This window comes from Flavobacterium beibuense, assembly GCF_004151245.1.
Classification (GTDB): domain Bacteria; phylum Bacteroidota; class Bacteroidia; order Flavobacteriales; family Flavobacteriaceae; genus Flavobacterium; species Flavobacterium beibuense_A.
The window spans coordinates 35,724-53,572 of sequence record NZ_JUIW01000007.1; the positions used below are offsets into that span (position 1 = coordinate 35,724).

Below are 17,849 nucleotides of genomic sequence, written 5' to 3' on the forward strand. Positions count from 1 at the left end.
TTTTTTTTGTATATAATATAGTTTTTTGCTTTCTTGCAGTCTTATAATAATTAAACCACGCCTAATGAAACTGCGCTTATTATTTTTTGCGGCATTCCTGTCGCTTGCTTCTTGTTCATCTGATGATAGTACAGATCCGGTAAATGAAAATCCGGACCCTACACCACCTGTTGAAAAAAATCTTAAGAAAATAAAGGAGTACTATGTAAACGGAGAAAGTGAGCAGCTTATCATGGTTACTTTATGTGCGAATAATAAAATAGACCAGATGATTGGATATGAAAATGATGATCCTTTGGAAATTGGTTCTATTTATGATTACTCTTACAATGCCCAAGGCAGGCTTAGTGATATAGATGTTCATTTTTATAATGGTTTTACCGACTCTTCTTCTTCATTTGAATATGATGAGCAGGGGAGGCTGATAAATTTTGATAATGTTAACGATGGTTCTTCAACACACTGGAGAAGGGAATATACTTATAACAATGAGGATAATGTGGTAACGGGTGATTATGATCCGGGAGGGAATTTACCCAATACATTTTATCTAAACGGCGACGGGATTATTTATAAAATGGAATATATAAATGAATATTACAACTCTGCAACAGAAGTTAACTATGAGGGTAATAATATTCTTTCCCGTACATTAACATCTTATGGCTCCAGCACAGTAAATTACACTTATGATTATGAAACCGAAGTGAAAGGGGAGTACTTAAACCTTTTCAGAAACTCATTTGGAGGTTTAAGTAATATGGTTTTGTATGAAGTAGATTTTAATTTTGCTCTTTCATCCCCTGATAATTACCGATTAACTGAAAGTAAAACTAACAGTACTGATATTAATTATTATTATGAATATTCTTTTGATGAAGAAGGTTACCCTGTAGAAGTACGTGAACTGTATAATAATGGTAACGTTTTCAAAAAGATTGTTATAGAATACGAATAAACTAAAACCATACCAATGAAATTAAGATTATTATTTTTTGCGGCATTCCTGTCGCTTGCCTCTTGTTCGTCTGACGATAGTACAGATCCTGTAAACGGAAATCCGGTAGACAAGAATTTAAAAGAGATTGCCCGTTATAATGACGGAGAAGATCAAATTAGTGAGCTTAGAAAGTTTACAGATAACAAAATGACTGAAAGGTATATCTATAACGAAGGAGAAGCTTATTTTTCTGATTTATATACTTATAATGAGCAGGGGCTATTAATAAGCCGAACTGCAAGTATTGAAGATCAGACTGCAGTTACAGAAATAACTTATGATGAGTTAGGAAAAATAATTGCCATGGATGTAACCTCTTCTTTTTCAGGAAATCCTTATTCAGTAGATCATTCTACTGTAGATTATACAGAAGAAGGCGTGATTAAGGTAACAATGATTAATGTTCAGGGAAGCGATACAACTGTTTCAAAGTACAATTATTACCTTGATGCTCAGGGAAGGGTTTATAAGATAGCAAGCGTAAATAGTAATGAAGAATTAAATTATTTATGTGAAGCAGTTTACAATGGGAATAATGTTGTAACCTACTATAGTAATATGGATAGTGAAACCGGTACATATTTAAACTCGAGCATTTATACGTATGATAATGAAACCGTGGTAAAAGGTGACTTCCTTAAAATTGCTTATAACCAGTTTGGTGATAATAAGGCAAACCATGTGTTGTTTAAACAAACAGGTATAGTAGGTATAGCAGTAATTTCAGAAAATTACTTAATAGCTAATGAAACTGTTAGTTTTGATCAGGAATATAGCGGTACAGTAACCTATGAATTTGATAATGACGGTTTCCCGGTTAAGCAAACAGCTTTTGTTGATGGTGAAGTCGATCCGGTATCAGAATTTGTAATTACTTATGAATAATAAAACTTTAAGATAAAAAAAGCCTCCCAATTGGGAGGCTTTTTGTTTAAAACACATACCCTAAAAGGTAGTATATTATTATAAAGGCTATAATGGTACCAAAGCACCCAAATCCCAGTTTTTTAGCTCCCCAGCCAGCAAGAAGCGCCTTAAATATCCCTCTCATAGTTTTTCTTTTTTAATAAATGTAGTAGTAATTATTTAAAAAAATAATAGTATTTAACGTATCGTTAAATGGAGTGATTTGAGTGTAAAAATCAAATACTCTTTATAAATAAAGGCTTACAGTAGTATAACATATAAGGGGCATTAAGTTATCCTTTTATGAAATTTATTTAAATTTTGAATTTTGTAACAGTTTTTTTCTTACATTTATATATCCCCGCTTAACGAAGATACCTATGCAAAAAACCTTACTTTTTGCAGTTGTGCTATTATGCGTGTTACCTAGCCCTGCGCAAACTACGACAGCCTCTTCTTTTATGCATAAGGGAGAACAGGCTTTTGAGCAAAAAAACTATACTGCAGCTATTATGGCTTTTATGCAGAGTGTAGACCATGCAAAGAAAAGCAGAGACACACTTACCCTTATAAACAGCTATAACTACCTGGGATCGGTATATATTATGGCGGATCAGCCAAGGGAAGCCCTCGATTATTATTTACTATCACTTAGCCTGCACAAACAGCAGGGTAACTACAAAAGCATTGCCGAAACCGCAAAACAGGTAGCCGTACTCTATACTTCTGCAAACGAGTATGACGCTGCCATACAGTATTACAAAGAAGCTCAGCAGTATGCCATACTGGCCAAAAGTTCGAACATTGAGGCTGGTAGTTTGGGCGGACTGGGTATGGTGTATGAAAAACAGCAAAAGTATGATATGGCACTTTCGGTTTACAGGAGGGCCATCAGGATCTATGAAACCAATAACGATGTGCTGGGCAAAGCTGTTTTACTGAGTGCTATGGGTAATGTTTACAACCATACAGGGTATTTTAATCTTGCAGAGCAAAACTATAAGGAGGCACTTGGTTATTTTAACGAGAGTGACGAACGAAAAAAAGTAGCCGAAACACTAAACGATTTGGGTGAAACATTTGCCGGTGCAGGCGATTATAACGAGTCCCTGAAACTACATAAACAGGCCTATCTTGATGCGGTAGAGATAAAGTATGACGAAGCGGTGGTAGATGCCTGCAAAGGACTTTCTAAAGCTTATGATCATCTGGAGGAGTATGAAAATACCATCTTATATCAAAAGCTTTATGAGCAGAAAAGGGATAGTCTTGAGGCGCGTTTAGCTTTACAGGAGAATGCAAAAGCCCAGATGAGGTATGAAACCCAAAAGGCAAAGAGCCAGATGGAAATAATGGCACTTACGGAAAAGATAAATAAGCTGGAGGCAGGCAACCAGTCGGCATTACTGAATGATAAATACAGTCTTATAGCTATATCGGGCGGGTTTGCGGTTATGTCTTCTTTTTTGATTTTTATGTGGTTTCAAAAGGCAAGGCTTAAAAAGAAATACAAAAAGCAGCTAGCGAGAATGGCTTCGCAAAGACGAAAGCAAAATGAAAAGCTTACCCATGTAAAAGAACTTTATACCCACCTTGATAACAGGCTGGGGGAGGTGTATTACCTAAACGATGAGTTAAGCCGTAAAGCTGTGGGTGCTCCCTCTATTAGAGTTTCTAATGAGGCACTACATAATGCTACGGTTAAGATACACGAGGACATAAGCGATTTGGTATGGGCATTGGAGAAGGAAAATGCCAGTCCTCAAAATTTGGCAAACGGCATGTGTGATTTCGCTTCAGGCTATTTAAAAAATCATCATGTGGAGTCGGTTTTTTCGGTAGATCCCGATATGCCTTCGGTAAAAATGTCGGGTTCGGCAAGAAAAGAGCTCGCTATTGTGCTTAAAGAATGTCTTAATGCCATAGCGGTAAAAGCTAAAGCAAACAAGGTGTTTTTAGGTATTACAACCAAGGATGACAAGATGCAGATAACTGTAAGAGATAATGGTTCAGGTAATTACGTGGATTATAGCGACGGAAAACTAAAATCGTTATATAAAAGACTTAAAAATATTGGCGGAGAAACCTTTGTTGAAAGTTTGCCGGGATGGGGAACAACAATCACAATTTCGACTCCTTTTGAGAGTTTTGATGAAGAAATTTAAAAATAATTTATAAGAATAATTTGACTCGAAGTTTTATAGCACCAAATTTTTATGTTTATCGCTATCTCCTTTAAAATTACGGATTTCCTCATTTTGTGAAATTTGTTAAATAGGAATAATTCTACTTTTTTATAACAGTTTAGAAAGAAAATTCTTAAAGCACATTTTTATGCTTGCAATAATTTATTTTTAATAATACGCGAGAAATTAACATTTTGTTTATATTGCATTGAGATATTTTCTATTTTTGCTAAGCCCAATCAAAAATTTTAATGAAGAAAACCTTACCGTTTTTACTGCTATTATTCGGTTTCTACTGTTACGCACAGGAAGAGAATGCTGAGTATTTCCTAAACCAGGGAACAAAACAAATTTCACAAAACCATTATCAGGAGGCTATAGATGCTTTTCAGCAAAGTGTTGACCTTGCTACTGATGCCGGCGATAAGAAAGCTCTTGGAAAGGCCTATGCAGGCTTAGGCAACGCTTATCATAAAGCTGAGCAGACAAAAGCTGCTGTTAAAAGTTATCTTTTGGCTCTAAGCAACTTTAAAGCCATTAACGATGGTAATGGAATTGCAACAACTTCTAAGTCGCTAGGAGAGGTATATGCCGATGAGAAAGACTACGGCCTTTCGGTTCAGTATTATACTTATGGTATAAAAGAGGCCAAAAAGCTTAACAACGAGTTGCTGGAAGCCGAAACACTTGTTGCTATAGGCAGCGTGTATGAACTTCAGCAAAAACCGGAGCCGGCACTTGATGCCTACAGCCGTGCACTTGCCATTTACCGTGCAAGAGGTAAAAACAGCGAAGCAGGGCATACACTTAGCAAAATGGGTAATGCCTACAGAAAGAAAACCGATTATGTACAGTCTATACTTAATTACAAAGAGGCGTTGGGCTATTTCGCCGGACTGGACGACAGGAGAAACGTAACGGCAACCCTGAGCAGCCTTGGTAAAGTGCATGCACTTAACGATGACTACAGTGAGTCGTTAAGGCTTTATGAGCAGGCTTACCTTGATGCAACCTCAATGAAGTACAATGAGGTGGTAATAGAGTCGTGCCTGGGTATGGCTATAGCTTATGAAAAACTTAAACAATATCCTGAGTCGATAAGATATCATAAACTGTACGAGCAGAAAAAAGACAGTTTTACTAATGTTAAACATGCAAAACAAATGGCTGCATTACAACTTAAGTATGAAAAACAACTTAAGTTTAGCCAGCCGGGTGATGATGAGGAAGAAACTGTATCTGCCGGAGGCGACAGCATAAGCAGAGAAGAATATGAGGCTACAAAAAGAATAAGGATAATTATAATTGCAGTATGTTCTGTACTTGTTCTTTTAGTTATTGGCTGGTTTTGGAAAAGAAAACAACAGCTTAAAACAAAACTTCGTGAAGAAAGAATGTATAACGAGGCAGAAAGGCAGGAACGCCTTCGCCTTGTGCAGGACATCCATTCTGATATCGATTCCAAGCTTTCTAAAATAAATTACCTGAGTGAAGCCATAGTAGAAAAAACAAACGGTATGCCTACTGTTAGAAGTAACGGAGAGGCAATGCAGGATACTACCAAAATGATTGAGGAGAACATTCGCGATCTTGTTTGGCTGCTTACGCCTAAATCCACTACGCTTTCCAGCTATATTACCAGTACTCAGGAATATGTAACCAACTATTTTAAAGACAGCCCTGTTGAGGTATTGTTCTCTATGCCTGATAAGCCTTCTACAAACACCATTGTAAAGGAAAGTCAGCGTGAGCTTACTGCAGCCATTAAAGAAAGCCTTGAAGGTATTGGCGAAGATCCGCAGGCATCTAAAGTTTTCTTTGGTATGTCGTTTACAGGTACAAGGTTAATGGTATCTATTAAGGATAATGGTACCGGAGGCGACAGAAACGATTCGCGTAAGAAAACAATGGAAGGCCACGTAACCGGAATAGGCGGTATAATGAAAATTGATGCCGAACCAGGTTGGGGTACCATGGTAAAAATGATTATCCCTATAAACAAACAGTTTAAAAAGATTAAAAAGATCTAATTATATACCAAGCTTCAAATAACCTATATGCAGCTCATCTTCTACAGGATGGGCTGTTTTTGTTATGGAGAAACTGTATTTTTCTTTATAGTGGGGCAGGAGTATGTCTTCCACATTATGCATGTCGTCTATATCAAGAGCATATTTATCATCTATGTGGGACTCGGCACCCTTAAACCCGCAGTGTTTATAGAAAGTTGTTTGCTTGGCAGCTTTTACGGCTTCGGCCATAGTTTGGGCAACCATAAGAGTTTTGTAGTGGTATTCTTCAAAATCTCCGGGCTTGTAACCACCCAGATTAATAAAAAACAATTTTTCGGCAATATTGCTATCCTGTTTAGACGTTATGGTAATGGCATATTCGCCTACGTGTGTAACTTCTCTCCAGGAGTCTACATGAAGCCTTCCGCCGTCGGGCCAAAAGGTATACATATCGGGAATAAGTTCCTCGATTGAGGTACCAATTCCAAAAAAATATCGTGTTGTTCTGTTAAGCGGCCTTTTGGCGTGCAGCCCAGTAAAACCTTGTATAATTTGAGATTTTGTTCCATACTGAAACAAAGGTATTTAAATTTTTTTTCATTATTTTTCGCTACAAATAATTTTTTGGTTCAGTTTTTGGAAATACCTTTATAAACAATAAAATTTTTAACATTATGAGAAAGATATTTTTACTTCTAAGCGTAGTAGGTTTGTTTACATTATCGTCGTGTGTTGATGATGATCCGGATGTTATATATGAAACTAGTTATTTTGAAGCTGAGGTTTTCGAAGTTAATCAGGCTACATTTAGTTTTGACAATAGTACAGGGTATTATACTTCACAATACATTTTAGACCCTGCATTATATCCTGCAGATATGGTTTTAGTTTACCGTTTAAAAGATGTGGTTAACAATAGCGATGTGTGGGAAATGATACCAAAGACCATTTACTATGACAATGGTGATTATGTAGAGTTTGATTTTGACTTTACCCGTAACGATATTGTTTTCTATATGGGGGCTAATTATGATTTAGGTACAAATCCTAACTTCCTTCAAAATCAGGTTTTCAGGGTAGTAATTATACCTGGATATGATAACTCTGCAAGAATAGATCTTACAGATTATAATAACGTTATTAGAGAGTTTAATATTGACGAAAGCAATATGAAAACTTTAAAACTGAAATAATACCAGATTTCCATATCAAAAAGAAAAGCAGGCCTAAAGCCTGCTTTCTTCATTTATGAACATAATCGAATTAAAACTTCTCAAGATGTTTGGTAATAGTGTTTTTTAATTTCCTCCTAAAATAAATCTGATCAGGATTACCAAAGTATTTAGTGATGGTTAAACGTGCCATTAAATAGCTTAGGGTAGACTCTGCACCCTGATTAAGGTTTACATTGTGCTGCTCAAGTCCGTCAAAACAACCTCCGGTGCACGGGTTATAAATAATCTGTTGCAGGTGATTGTTACCTAAAAACCAGTTAAAGGCAATTTCCATTTTAGCAAGGTATTTTTCTTCCTTAAAAATATCATGGAATTTGCGTAATGCCAGTATGGTATAAGCCACATCTATAGGTTGTTCGCCATAACGCTTTTTATCCTCCTGGCCTTTAAAATACCATCCGTCGTTTGGTACGACCCTAATAGAGTTTTCATCAAAAATTACATCCAGTAAAAAGTCCATAGACTCTTTAGCTATGTCTTTGTAAACTTCTTCGCCTGTAATAGTATAGCAAAGTAACATTGCTTCAGGCAGTACACTGTTAGCATACGTTAAATAACTCTCAAACCAGTACCAGTTTTCCTCTTTTTCGTGGCGGTACATTTGTACCATCCTGTCGGCAAACAGTTTTATGTATATAATAGTATCGTCGTCTTTTATTGTCCTGTTATAGTAGTAAAGTCCTTTAATAACAAAAGCCATAGCACGGGTAGAATAAATACCTTTTGTTAGAGATAAAGAATTTTGGAACATCGCTTCAGCCCTTTGTACATATTCCGTAGGCAGCACATTTGCTACAGATATCAAATAACCCAACGCCCACATGGCACGACCCGCACTGTCTTCAAGGTTTTCGTTGTTGTTTTGTTCTGTAAAGTTCTTATCAATATCTACATAGTTGATGAATCGGCCATCTTTCATATGGCAATATTCTATATAACTTAAATATGTATTTATGTAAGGCAGTACACTTTCGTCTTTATATTTTTTGTAGTGCTGACACATTGCAATAAGTGCACGTGCATTATCATCCACCGTATAACCTGATGCCTTATCGGGTCTGTTTAGTTTAGAAAACTGCAGCATACCAAAATCTGTGGTCATTGCCTTAATGTGATTAAGGTTCACTTCAGGATTGCGGTACTGAAGTCTTATTGCGTTTCCCGCAGTCTGTTCCAATAGTATGGCATGGTCTACAGCGGAGTTTTCCCAAGCGGTATGTATAATTTTATGCAGGCCGTTTAATACCATTGTTTCGCGCAGCGTATCGTCGGCTAACAGTTTATTAATAGCTTTTGCTAGTTGTGGCGAATTTCCGAAATCGAAAGTTATACCTGTATCTCCGGCCAGTACTTCGCGTGCATGCGGAATAGGGGTAGATATTATGGCACAGCCACAGCTAAGCGCATACGAGAATGTCCCGCTTACTGCTTGGTTAGGGTCTTTAGAAGTAAACAGGTAAATATCTGTCATCTGCAGGTATTCTAACAGTTCCGGCAGGGGCACATACTTATTGATAAAAGCCACATGGTTCTCAAGGCCAAGTTCGTTTATCTTCTGGATAAGTGAATCCCTGTAGGTTTCACCTTCATGTAAAAATACCGTAGGGTGTGTTTTACCTATAATAAGGAATAACACGTCAGGATTTTTCCTGATAACCTGAGGTAGTGCCTCTAAGGTAGTTTCAATACTTTTACCTGAGCTTAAAAGCCCGAAAGTAGAGAGTATGCTTCTTCCTTCATAGCCGTATTTGGCCTTCATGTTATTTTTATCAGAATGCTCAACCAAATGCGTTCCGTGTGGTATAACCGTAATAAGGTTACGGTCTATTATGTAGTCGCGCACCAGTATATCGGCCGCGTTGTTTGTCATTACTATAAGTGAGTCTACCCTGTTAAGTATATGCTGTACGTTAGCTTTAAAAACTTCGTCGGGGTTAGGCAGTACGGTATGGAAAACCACTGTTAGCGGTTTTTGTACTGCATCTATAAACTCATTGAATTCTTTAGTGCTTTCGGCAAAAAGACCAAACTCGTGCTGTATAAGCACTACTTTAATGTTTTCGTCTTCATTTAATGCCCTGGCAAGTTCCCTGTACGATTCCGGTTCAGATGTGTCAAGTATGTATTTTACATCGGGATCGGTATAGGTATGTTTTTCATTTTTGTTTTCCAACGCGCATATCTTGATAGAAAAAGACTCCACATACTGATTGTTAAGGGCCTTAATAAGGTCCTGAGAGTATGTAGCTATACCACACTGCCTTGGGGGGAAGGTAGTAATCACTACAATTTCCGGTAAAGGTTTACTATTATCTATATCCTTTACTATCTGCTCAATTAGTAATGGGTACTGCTGGTATTTGTTACCGGCATTATTTCTGTTTTTCATGGCGTGGCATTATTTTTTTTTAAGTTTAATTTTAATCGATTTAAAAACCGGTTATAAAGGCTATAACCGGTTTCAAAAGTGTTTATAATAATAAATAAGGGACTCCTTCTTATTATGTTTTATGCCTTGGCAGCGCTGTTTACCCATTCATTAGCTCTTTCTTTTGCGCTGTTTACTGCTTCTTTAGTTTCAGAAGCGGCATTTTTAAGTTCTTTACCGGCTTTACGCTGTAATTCGTTTAATTTACCTTTAAAATGGTCTTTTGCCTGAGCGGCATTTGCTTCAAAATTTTTCCTGTCATTCCTTCTCTTTGCAAAGTAAGCAGCTACACCTGCTAAGGCTACAGCTCCCGCTGTGATACCTATTATTGTTTTCCTGTTCATTTTTTTTTATATTTAGGTTATAAAATTTCAATCACCTAAAATTACCACAATCTTTACCTAAGGCGTGTTTTGGTTATGGAATATTTAACACAATTAACAATGCTTTGAGAATTTTAAATTTTATTTAACTGATGTAAGAATTTTTTTGAAAAAAATGCAATATAAAGTTAAGTAATAGTTGTATAAGTGTCAAGTTTAGGGTAGGGTATTTTTATTTTAGGGGTAATTTTTATTAAGTTAGTAAAATTTTGAAATATGACCCCCTAAAAAATAGGGGTATCTTAATTTTGAATGTAAAATTTTATATATTTGCATCGATTTTTAATATCATTAATAATTTAAAATTTAGTTTCATGTCAACAATTCGTTTTCAGGCCTTAAAAGAAACCGCAGGCAGAAAGCCGGTTAAAGTAGAAGAACTGGACCGTAAATCTGCTATTTTCGGTACCAATGTGTTCAACGACAAGTCTATGCGTCAATTTTTAACGCCTGAGGCATACCAGGCAGTAAAAGGAGCTGTACAGTATGGAACAAAAATTGAAAGAAAACTGGCTGATTATGTAGCTATGGGTATGAAAGAGTGGGCTCTTTCTAAAGGTGTAACGCACTATACTCACTGGTTCCAGCCATTAACAGGTACTACTGCAGAGAAGCACGATGCTTTCTTCGAAACTTCTTTTGACGGTAGCGACCCAATAGAAAAATTTGGTGGCAGCCAGTTAGTACAACAGGAGCCGGATGCTTCAAGTTTCCCTAACGGAGGTATTCGTAATACTTTTGAAGCTCGTGGTTATACTGCATGGGACCCAACATCACCAGCCTTTATATTTGGTACTACTTTATGTATACCTACTGTGTTTGTTTCTTACACAGGTGAGGCACTGGATTATAAAACTCCGTTATTACGTGCACTACATTCTATAGACGAAGCTGCTACAGATGTATGCCGTTACTTTGATAAAAACGTTAAGAAAGTTACTCCAACCCTTGGTTGGGAACAGGAATATTTCCTTATAGATGCAGCCCTTGCTGCTTCAAGACCGGATATTACACTTACAGGTCGTACACTTTTAGGACATACTTCTGCAAAAGGGCAGCAGTTAGAAGACCACTATTTTGGTTCTATCCCTACAAGGGTTCTTAATTATATGAGAGACCTTGAAAACGAGTGTATGCTTTTAGGTATACCTGTAAAAACACGTCACAACGAGGTTGCTCCTAACCAGTTTGAGCTTGCTCCTATATTTGAGGAAACTAACCTTGCTGTAGACCACAACTCATTACTAATGGATGTAATGCAGAAAGTTGCAGAGCGCCATGACTTTAAAGTGCTTTTCCACGAAAAGCCATTTCAGGGAGTAAACGGTAGCGGTAAGCACAACAACTGGTCGCTTGCTACAGATACAGGTGTTAACCTGTTAGGCCCTGGTAAAACGCCAATGAGCAACTTACAGTTCCTTACTTTCTTTATCAACACTATTAAAGCTGTTTACACTAACGAGCAACTGATGAGAGCTTCTATCGCTTCTGCTTCAAACGATCACAGACTTGGAGCTAACGAGGCACCGCCGGCAATCATCTCTGTATTTATCGGTCAGCAGCTTACAAAAGTTCTTGAGGAGCTTGAAGGTGTATCAAACGGTAAACTTTCTCCTGAAGAGAAAACAGATCTTAAACTTAACGTAGTAGGTAAAATTCCGGATGTATTACTTGATAATACCGACAGAAACAGAACTTCTCCGTTTGCCTTTACAGGTAATAAATTTGAGTTCAGGGCAGTAGGTTCAAGCGCTAACTGTGCTAACTCAATGACAATTCTTAATGCTATCGTAGCTAAACAGCTTAAAGACTTCAAGAAAGAGGTTGACGCGCTTATTGCTGCTAAAGGCATGAAGAAAGACGATGCTATCTTCAATATCTTAAGAGAGTACATTAAAGAAACTAAAAACATCCTTTTTGAAGGTGACGGTTACAGCGACGAGTGGGAAAAAGAGGCTGCTAAACGCGGACTAAGCAACAACAAAACTACTCCACAGGCACTTAAGGCTAAAGTTTCTAAACAATCTCTTGCTTTATTTGAAGAGCTTGGCGTAATGAACCACGTTGAGGTTGAAGCTCGTTATGAAATTGAACTTGAAGAGTACGTTAAAAAAATCCAGATTGAAGGCCGTGTGTTAGGCGATATTGCACGCAACCACGTAGTACCTACAGCTATCCGTTACCAAAACATCCTTATCGAGAACGTAAAAGGTCTTAAAGAGATATTTGGTCAGGATTTTGAAACAATCGGTAAAGAGCAGATTATCCTTATCAAAGAAATTTCTGAGCACATTGCGGGTATTAACTCTAAAGTGGAAGAAATGACTGAAGAGCGTAAAAAAGCTAATAACCTTAGCAATACTGAGGAAATGGCTGCTGCTTACTGCGATAACGTAAAACCTTACTTTGACGTAATTAGAAAGCACTGTGACAAACTGGAGCTTCTTGTTGACGATGAGTTATGGACACTTACTAAATACAGAGAGTTATTATTTACAAGATAGTAGCTTACGTTATAAAACCGAAGCCCTGCGCATTGCGCAGGGCTTTTTTTATACTAAAACGCTTAGAAGAGGCGTTTCTATAAAAAAGAATTAACCAACCCCTCATGAAAAACACCTTTACCTTACTTATGCTGGCTGTTATTTTCTTTACACAGGCCCAGCAGAAACACACCGTTTATTTTGATTTTGATATCGATGAGGCAAACAGTTCATCTGTTACCAGACTGGACGACTGGATGACCCAAAACAAAAATGCCATTATAGAAAAAGTATATGGCTATGCCGACAGCAAAGGGAATAACGATTATAATATACACCTTTCACAACGCAGGGCTAATGATGTACTAAACAGGCTTAAGGCTTATGGTATTGCCGTAAACAACAATGTTGAAGTAAAAGCCTTTGGCGAGGATTTTGAGCAGGATAAAAATGAGACAAAAAATAGAAAGGTAGATATTTACTATTCGCTAAACGATGAAGTCAGGCCTGAGCCTAAGCCGGATGATCCTGATTCTTATGAATATGAATTTTCTCAAAGAGTAAAGCTCTCAAGGGTAGGAGACAAGTTTAAACTGGATAATCTGAATTTTTATGGAGGTACAGCCGAGTTATTGCCGGAATCAAGACCTGTGCTTGCAGGTCTGTTAAAGGTAATGAAAGAAAATCCTAATCTTAAAATAGAAATTCAGGGGCATGTATGTTGCAACCTAAATAAAGATCATCCTTTATCAAAAGAGCGGGCGATTACTGTATATACTTATTTACAGGTTCATGGAATTGATACTTCCAGAATATCCTATAAAAATTTTGGAGGGAGCTCGCCGATATACAAGATACCGGAAATGACGGAAATGGAAAAAACCGCTAACCGAAGAGTTGAAATAGAAATAATTGCTAATTAGTTTATAATGAAACACACCTTTACCTTATTAATGCTGGTAGTTTTTACCCTTACCCAGGCCCAGCAGAAACACACCGTTTATTTTGATTTTGATATTGATGAGGCAAACAATTCGTCTGTTACCAGACTGGACGACTGGATGACCCAAAACAAGAATGCCATTGTAGAAAAAGTGTATGGCTATGCCGACAGCAAAGGGAATAATGATTATAATATACTCCTTTCACAACGCAGGGCCGACGATGTGCTAAACAGGCTTAAGGCTTATGGTATTGCCGTAAACAACAATGTTGAAGTAAAAGCCTTTGGCGAGGATTTTGAGCAGGATGAAAATCAGGCAAAAAACCGAAAGGTGGAAATTTATTATACCCTGACAGAGCAAGCAAGACCTGAACCCAAGCCCGACAAGCCTGAATTTACCAAAAAAGTAGAAGAGGCTAAAGTAGGGGATAAGCTAAGGCTACCCAAACTTTATTTTTACAATAACTCTGATATTGTCGTTCCCGGTTCTAAGCCAACGTTAAGTGAACTGTTGGTTATTATGCGTAACAACCCTAAACTTAAAATAGACATTCAGGGGCATATATGCTGCCAGACAGTAGAAACGGGCGATATATCTGCCAAACGTGCCAAGGCAGTATATAACTTTTTAGTGCGTAACGGTATAGATAGTAAGAGATTATCGTATCAGGGATTTAAAAGCAGCCGCCCTGTTTATCCTTTACCGGAAAAGAATGAGGATGAGCGCGATGCCAACAGGCGTGTAGAGATTGAGATAATAGAGAATTAACTTTTTTGTAATAAATAAAAGGTTATTTTCGTAATGTATCAGAAAACATAAAAATGAGAAACCCAGTTTTAATAATACTGTTTTTTTTGCTGTCGTTTACCGCAACTGCCCAAAAGCAATATTCTCTTTATTTTGATTCCAATAAATATGAGATTGATCCCGCTTCTGACCAGATGCGGATCTTTAAGTCATGGATGGCGGCAAACAAGGATTCCAAAATTGTTTCCATTAACGGTTTTACCGACGAGGATGGTACGATAACATCTAACGATACACTGGCACAGCGTAGGGTTGCTTATGTATTCGGACTTATAAACGGGAACATTAAAATAAGGGACGATTTTGAAACCCGCAGTTTTGGTGAGCTTCATAAGCATTATGACGAAAAGGCTAAAAACAGGAGGGTAGATATATTTTACATCCGTAAGGACGAGCTGCATCGTGAAAACGAGATTTTAGGCATAGAGGAAGAGCCTAAACCCGAACCGGAAAAGAAACCTATAGTATATACCGAGAAGATTGTACTTCGCAATCCTAACGGTACTACCGATGAGATAGTACTGGATACGGTTTTTATGAAAAAAGTGGGTACGGCAAAACCGGGTGAGCACCTGGCTATGAAAAACCTTAACTTTTATGAAAACACTTTTGCCATAACCCAGGAGTCACGACCAAGGCTGTTTGAGCTGCTGGAAGTTATGCGCGTACATCCTAAGCTTAAAATTAAGATACAGGGACATATTTGCTGTATGGAAGGCGATCCGCGTGACCTGAGCACCAAAAGGGCTAAGGCAGTGTTTATGTTCCTTCAGCAGTATGGTGTGCCTAAAAGCCGCCTTTCGTTTGAAGGCTTGGGGACTACACAACCGCTTTACCCGTTACCGGAAAACAATGAGGAAGAACGCGCCGCTAACCGCCGTGTAGAGATTCTTGTTGTGGAAAACGAGTAACTCCTTTTTATTTTAAATGATGAATTTTAAATTTTGAATGCTTTCCCGTCATTGCGAAGGATGAAGCAATCTGTTTTTCCATTCCGACTGTAGCGATAGCGTAATGGAGGAATCTCAAAGATTAATAAACTTAAATAAAGAGTAAGAGATGTCTCCCTGTGGTCGACATGACAAACAGAGTGTTTCATTGCAACTAAATACTTTTTCTTTTGTCTTGACACAAAAGAACCAAAAAGTCAAGGCTAAGACTCCTTAAGCTGAAAATTACTGCACTCAGCTAAACCATCCGAACTCGGCTGTCGCCTCAAACAGCGGATGCTTCTTAACGCCTCGCTTGTAATTTTCTTAACGCTACGGAGCCTGATGCCGTAGCTTCACTCGGTTGTTAATGGGTTTGTCACTGCGAGGAGGTACGACCACGCTATACGTGGCAAGCTGAGGCAATCTGTTTTTTTCCATTCCGACTGTAGCGATAGCGTAATGGAGGAATCTCTTAATATGTTAGATTTCTCCGCTGCACTGCGTTTCGGTCGAAATGGAAGAGGGATTACATATAAACAAAAAAATCCCCGCTATTGCGGGGATTAGTATCTGTAAAAATTATTCTTTAAAATCAACCGACAGGGAGTTAACACAGTAACGCTGTCCTGTAGGTGTGGGTCCGTCATCAAATACATGGCCCAGGTGTCCACCGCAATTAGCACACATTATCTCGGTACGTATCATACCATGAGAGGTATCTTTTACATATTCAATTTTTCCCGGTAGCGCTTCGTCAAACGAAGGCCATCCGCAATGGGAATCAAATTTTGAATCGGAAGCAAACAGCGGTTCGCCACAGGCTCCACATACATAAGTACCTTTTTCAAAATGAAGATTGTACTTACCGGAGTGCGGGAACTCGGTGCCTTTTTGCCTAAGTATCTTATAACGTTCAAAACCTAACTGTTCTTTCCATTCGGCTTCAGATTTGTTTACTTTATAGTCTTTCATTTACTTACTGGTTTTTAGTTTTTTTTAAGCTCTTCGGCAGGGATAAATTTAATGGATACCGAATTAGTACAAAAACGGTTTCCGGTAGTTTCCTTAGGTCCGTCATCAAATACGTGTCCCAGGTGTCCGCCGCAATTGGCACACATTACCTCTGTACGGTGCATGCCGTGTGTAAAGTCTTCTTTATATACAACCGAACCTTTTATAGCCTGGTCAAACGAAGGCCATCCGCAGTGAGAGTCAAACTTATTGTCTGATTTAAACAGAGGGTTTCCGCACGCAGCGCATACATATACGCCATCTTCAAAAAACTCATCATATTTACCGGTGTAAGCGCGTTCGGTTCCTTTTCCGCGAAGTACCTCATATTCCTCTGGGGTAAGCTGCTCTTTCCACTGGGCATCGGTTTTGTTTACCTTAAACTGTCCTTTGGCTTCGGTTTTTGCTGTTTCTTTGTCTTTTTTTGTTTGCCCGTTGCACGCCGTTAGGGTGAACAGGATTAGTAAGGCCATTATTTTTTTCATGCTAGTAAGAATTGGGTTAACGTTTTGATGACCGTACTGTCTCCCAAAATTTTGCGATGTCCCAAACCCTGCGTAATAACCAGCTGGCTATCTGCCAAATGGTTGTGAATGTGGTGTGCAGCGGTAACAGGTACATCGGTGTCGTTTTCGTCGTGAACAACCATAACGGGTACAGTAACTGCCTGTGCTGCTATATACGCTGAATAGGTATTGATGGTTTCGCCAAACTTCTTTTCAAACAGTTTTATCATCAGGTTACCAGTACCAATATTCATGCCTAACTGATGTATAAAATGATCCATTATATCTTTTATCACATCGCCGCTGCCTATTATAACAGCTTTTTCTACCTGTAGATCGCGTTTAATGGCATTTAGTACACTCATACCGCCCAGGGAATGCCCTATGGCAAAGGTAAACGGACCGTATACTTTTTGCAGTTCGAGTATGCAGGCAATAAACTCGGTCATGTCGCTGGTCTTTCCGGGCGACTTTCCGTGTGCAGGAGCATCAAAGCTAATGGTGCTGTATCCTTTTTTAAGCATCTTGTCTGCAATGGAGTGCAGTTGCGTTCCGCGTCCGCTCCAGCCGTGTACCAGCAGTACTTTTTTATCCGATTCACTATAGTGGTAAACCATTATCTTTTTGTTTAGTGCAGGTATGTTTATAAGCTCCTGCCTGCTTTCGGCATCCATTTTTTCTTCCCTTTTTGGTATAGGGAATTTAATTGGGGTAATAAATATTTTCATGGCAAACTTGGCCGCCATTTTTACCGATGTGGCTTCCAGTATTTTAGCCGTAATGCGTATGGGCTTGGGTATAGCCATACTTTGGCGTTGTGAGCCGCTGTTTATAGACATAATGAGATGCGATTAATACCTGCAAGTTAGATATTTCTTACCTTACACTGTATTAAAATTGAATTAAAAACCACTTTTAGCCACTTTGGTATTTGGTGCTGAAATAATAATGTTGTGATGCTCAAAACCTTCACAATATTTTAACTGACTGGTGGTATTTATTAGGAAAATTACAGG

At 38.2% G+C, this 17,849-nt stretch carries 15 protein-coding genes; 9 read left to right on the forward strand and 6 right to left on the reverse strand.

Going from position 1 to position 17,849, the window contains the following annotated elements:
- Positions 1 to 64 precede the first annotated feature (64 nt).
- The 4 genes from NU09_RS10525 (at position 65) to NU09_RS10540 (ending at position 6,122) form a co-directional block, all read left to right on the forward strand.
- Positions 65 to 958: a hypothetical protein gene (locus NU09_RS10525; protein WP_129751256.1), complete on the forward strand. Its 894-nt coding sequence runs from the start codon at positions 65 to 67 to the stop codon at positions 956 to 958.
- A gap of 15 nt (positions 959 to 973) precedes the next feature.
- Positions 974 to 1,885, forward strand: a complete 912-nt coding sequence (locus NU09_RS10530; protein WP_129751257.1) for a hypothetical protein — start codon at positions 974 to 976, stop codon at positions 1,883 to 1,885.
- A gap of 401 nt (positions 1,886 to 2,286) precedes the next feature.
- Entirely contained in the window at positions 2,287 to 4,071 is a 1,785-nt protein-coding gene (locus NU09_RS10535) for a tetratricopeptide repeat-containing sensor histidine kinase (protein ID WP_129751258.1), read from the forward strand.
- Positions 4,072 to 4,343: 272 nt separating this feature from the next.
- Positions 4,344 to 6,122, forward strand: coding sequence for a tetratricopeptide repeat-containing sensor histidine kinase (locus tag NU09_RS10540; RefSeq protein WP_129751259.1), 1,779 nt, complete (start codon positions 4,344 to 4,346; stop codon positions 6,120 to 6,122).
- Here the strand turns inward: NU09_RS10540 and NU09_RS10545 are convergent, their stop codons facing one another.
- Positions 6,123 to 6,683: a DUF1543 domain-containing protein gene (locus NU09_RS10545; RefSeq protein ID WP_317125773.1), complete on the reverse strand. Its 561-nt coding sequence runs from the start codon at positions 6,681 to 6,683 to the stop codon at positions 6,123 to 6,125.
- 95 nt (positions 6,684 to 6,778) lie between these two features.
- Here NU09_RS10545 and NU09_RS10550 point away from each other — a divergent pair, with 95 nt between their 5' ends.
- Positions 6,779 to 7,297, forward strand: coding sequence for a hypothetical protein (locus tag NU09_RS10550; protein WP_129751260.1), 519 nt, complete (start codon positions 6,779 to 6,781; stop codon positions 7,295 to 7,297).
- A gap of 70 nt (positions 7,298 to 7,367) precedes the next feature.
- On the opposite strand, the gene NU09_RS10555 is transcribed toward NU09_RS10550, so the two are convergent.
- Positions 7,368 to 9,728, reverse strand: coding sequence for a glycosyltransferase (locus NU09_RS10555; protein WP_129751261.1), 2,361 nt, complete (start codon positions 9,726 to 9,728; stop codon positions 7,368 to 7,370).
- Between the two features lie 119 nt (positions 9,729 to 9,847).
- Positions 9,848 to 10,111 carry a hypothetical protein gene (locus tag NU09_RS10560; protein WP_129751262.1) on the reverse strand — a complete coding sequence of 88 codons (264 nt, stop codon included), beginning with the start codon at positions 10,109 to 10,111 and terminating at the stop codon, positions 9,848 to 9,850.
- 353 nt (positions 10,112 to 10,464) lie between these two features.
- Between NU09_RS10560 and NU09_RS10565 the strand changes: the two genes are divergently transcribed.
- The 4 genes from NU09_RS10565 to NU09_RS10580 all read left to right on the forward strand — a co-directional run bounded on the left by NU09_RS10565 (position 10,465) and on the right by NU09_RS10580 (position 15,295).
- Positions 10,465 to 12,654, forward strand: a complete 2,190-nt coding sequence (locus tag NU09_RS10565) for a glutamine synthetase III (RefSeq protein WP_129751263.1) — start codon at positions 10,465 to 10,467, stop codon at positions 12,652 to 12,654.
- A gap of 104 nt (positions 12,655 to 12,758) precedes the next feature.
- Positions 12,759 to 13,556, forward strand: a complete 798-nt coding sequence (locus NU09_RS10570) for an OmpA family protein (protein ID WP_129751264.1) — start codon at positions 12,759 to 12,761, stop codon at positions 13,554 to 13,556.
- A 6-nt stretch (positions 13,557 to 13,562) separates the two neighbouring features.
- Positions 13,563 to 14,345, forward strand: coding sequence for an OmpA family protein (locus tag NU09_RS10575; RefSeq protein WP_129751265.1), 783 nt, complete (start codon positions 13,563 to 13,565; stop codon positions 14,343 to 14,345).
- A gap of 53 nt (positions 14,346 to 14,398) precedes the next feature.
- Positions 14,399 to 15,295: an OmpA family protein gene (locus NU09_RS10580; protein ID WP_129751266.1), complete on the forward strand. Its 897-nt coding sequence runs from the start codon at positions 14,399 to 14,401 to the stop codon at positions 15,293 to 15,295.
- A gap of 600 nt (positions 15,296 to 15,895) precedes the next feature.
- On the opposite strand, the gene msrB (NU09_RS10585) is transcribed toward NU09_RS10580, so the two are convergent.
- From msrB (NU09_RS10585) to NU09_RS10595, 3 genes are read right to left on the reverse strand one after another with little or no spacing between them, the layout of a single operon-like run.
- The gene (gene msrB, locus NU09_RS10585; RefSeq protein WP_129751267.1) at positions 15,896 to 16,288 is read right to left on the reverse strand and encodes a peptide-methionine (R)-S-oxide reductase MsrB; all 393 of its coding nucleotides are present in this window, start codon (positions 16,286 to 16,288) and stop codon (positions 15,896 to 15,898) included.
- Between the two features lie 14 nt (positions 16,289 to 16,302).
- Positions 16,303 to 16,812, reverse strand: coding sequence for a peptide-methionine (R)-S-oxide reductase MsrB (gene msrB, locus NU09_RS10590; protein WP_129751268.1), 510 nt, complete (start codon positions 16,810 to 16,812; stop codon positions 16,303 to 16,305).
- Positions 16,809 to 17,672: an alpha/beta fold hydrolase gene (locus tag NU09_RS10595; protein WP_129751269.1), complete on the reverse strand. Its 864-nt coding sequence runs from the start codon at positions 17,670 to 17,672 to the stop codon at positions 16,809 to 16,811. Before NU09_RS10595 ends, msrB (NU09_RS10590) begins: the two co-directional genes overlap by 4 nt.
- Positions 17,673 to 17,849: the final 177 nt, after the last annotated feature.

Bases quoted from the DNA above. Each gene is read 5' to 3' on its own strand.
- NU09_RS10525 (WP_129751256.1), top strand. From the start codon at position 65: ATGAAACTGCGCTTATTATTTTTTGCGGCATTCCTGTCGCTTGCTTCT.
- NU09_RS10530 (WP_129751257.1), top strand. From the start codon at position 974: ATGAAATTAAGATTATTATTTTTTGCGGCATTCCTGTCGCTTGCCTCT.
- NU09_RS10535 (WP_129751258.1), top strand. From the start codon at position 2,287: ATGCAAAAAACCTTACTTTTTGCAGTTGTGCTATTATGCGTGTTACCT.
- NU09_RS10540 (WP_129751259.1), top strand. From the start codon at position 4,344: ATGAAGAAAACCTTACCGTTTTTACTGCTATTATTCGGTTTCTACTGT.
- NU09_RS10550 (WP_129751260.1), top strand. From the start codon at position 6,779: ATGAGAAAGATATTTTTACTTCTAAGCGTAGTAGGTTTGTTTACATTA.
- NU09_RS10555 (WP_129751261.1), bottom strand. From the start codon at position 9,728: ATGAAAAACAGAAATAATGCCGGTAACAAATACCAGCAGTACCCATTA.
- NU09_RS10560 (WP_129751262.1), bottom strand. From the start codon at position 10,111: ATGAACAGGAAAACAATAATAGGTATCACAGCGGGAGCTGTAGCCTTA.
- NU09_RS10565 (WP_129751263.1), top strand. From the start codon at position 10,465: ATGTCAACAATTCGTTTTCAGGCCTTAAAAGAAACCGCAGGCAGAAAG.
- NU09_RS10570 (WP_129751264.1), top strand. From the start codon at position 12,759: ATGAAAAACACCTTTACCTTACTTATGCTGGCTGTTATTTTCTTTACA.
- NU09_RS10575 (WP_129751265.1), top strand. From the start codon at position 13,563: ATGAAACACACCTTTACCTTATTAATGCTGGTAGTTTTTACCCTTACC.
- NU09_RS10580 (WP_129751266.1), top strand. From the start codon at position 14,399: ATGAGAAACCCAGTTTTAATAATACTGTTTTTTTTGCTGTCGTTTACC.
- msrB (WP_129751267.1), bottom strand. From the start codon at position 16,288: ATGAAAGACTATAAAGTAAACAAATCTGAAGCCGAATGGAAAGAACAG.
- msrB (WP_129751268.1), bottom strand. From the start codon at position 16,812: ATGAAAAAAATAATGGCCTTACTAATCCTGTTCACCCTAACGGCGTGC.
- NU09_RS10595 (WP_129751269.1), bottom strand. From the start codon at position 17,672: ATGTCTATAAACAGCGGCTCACAACGCCAAAGTATGGCTATACCCAAG.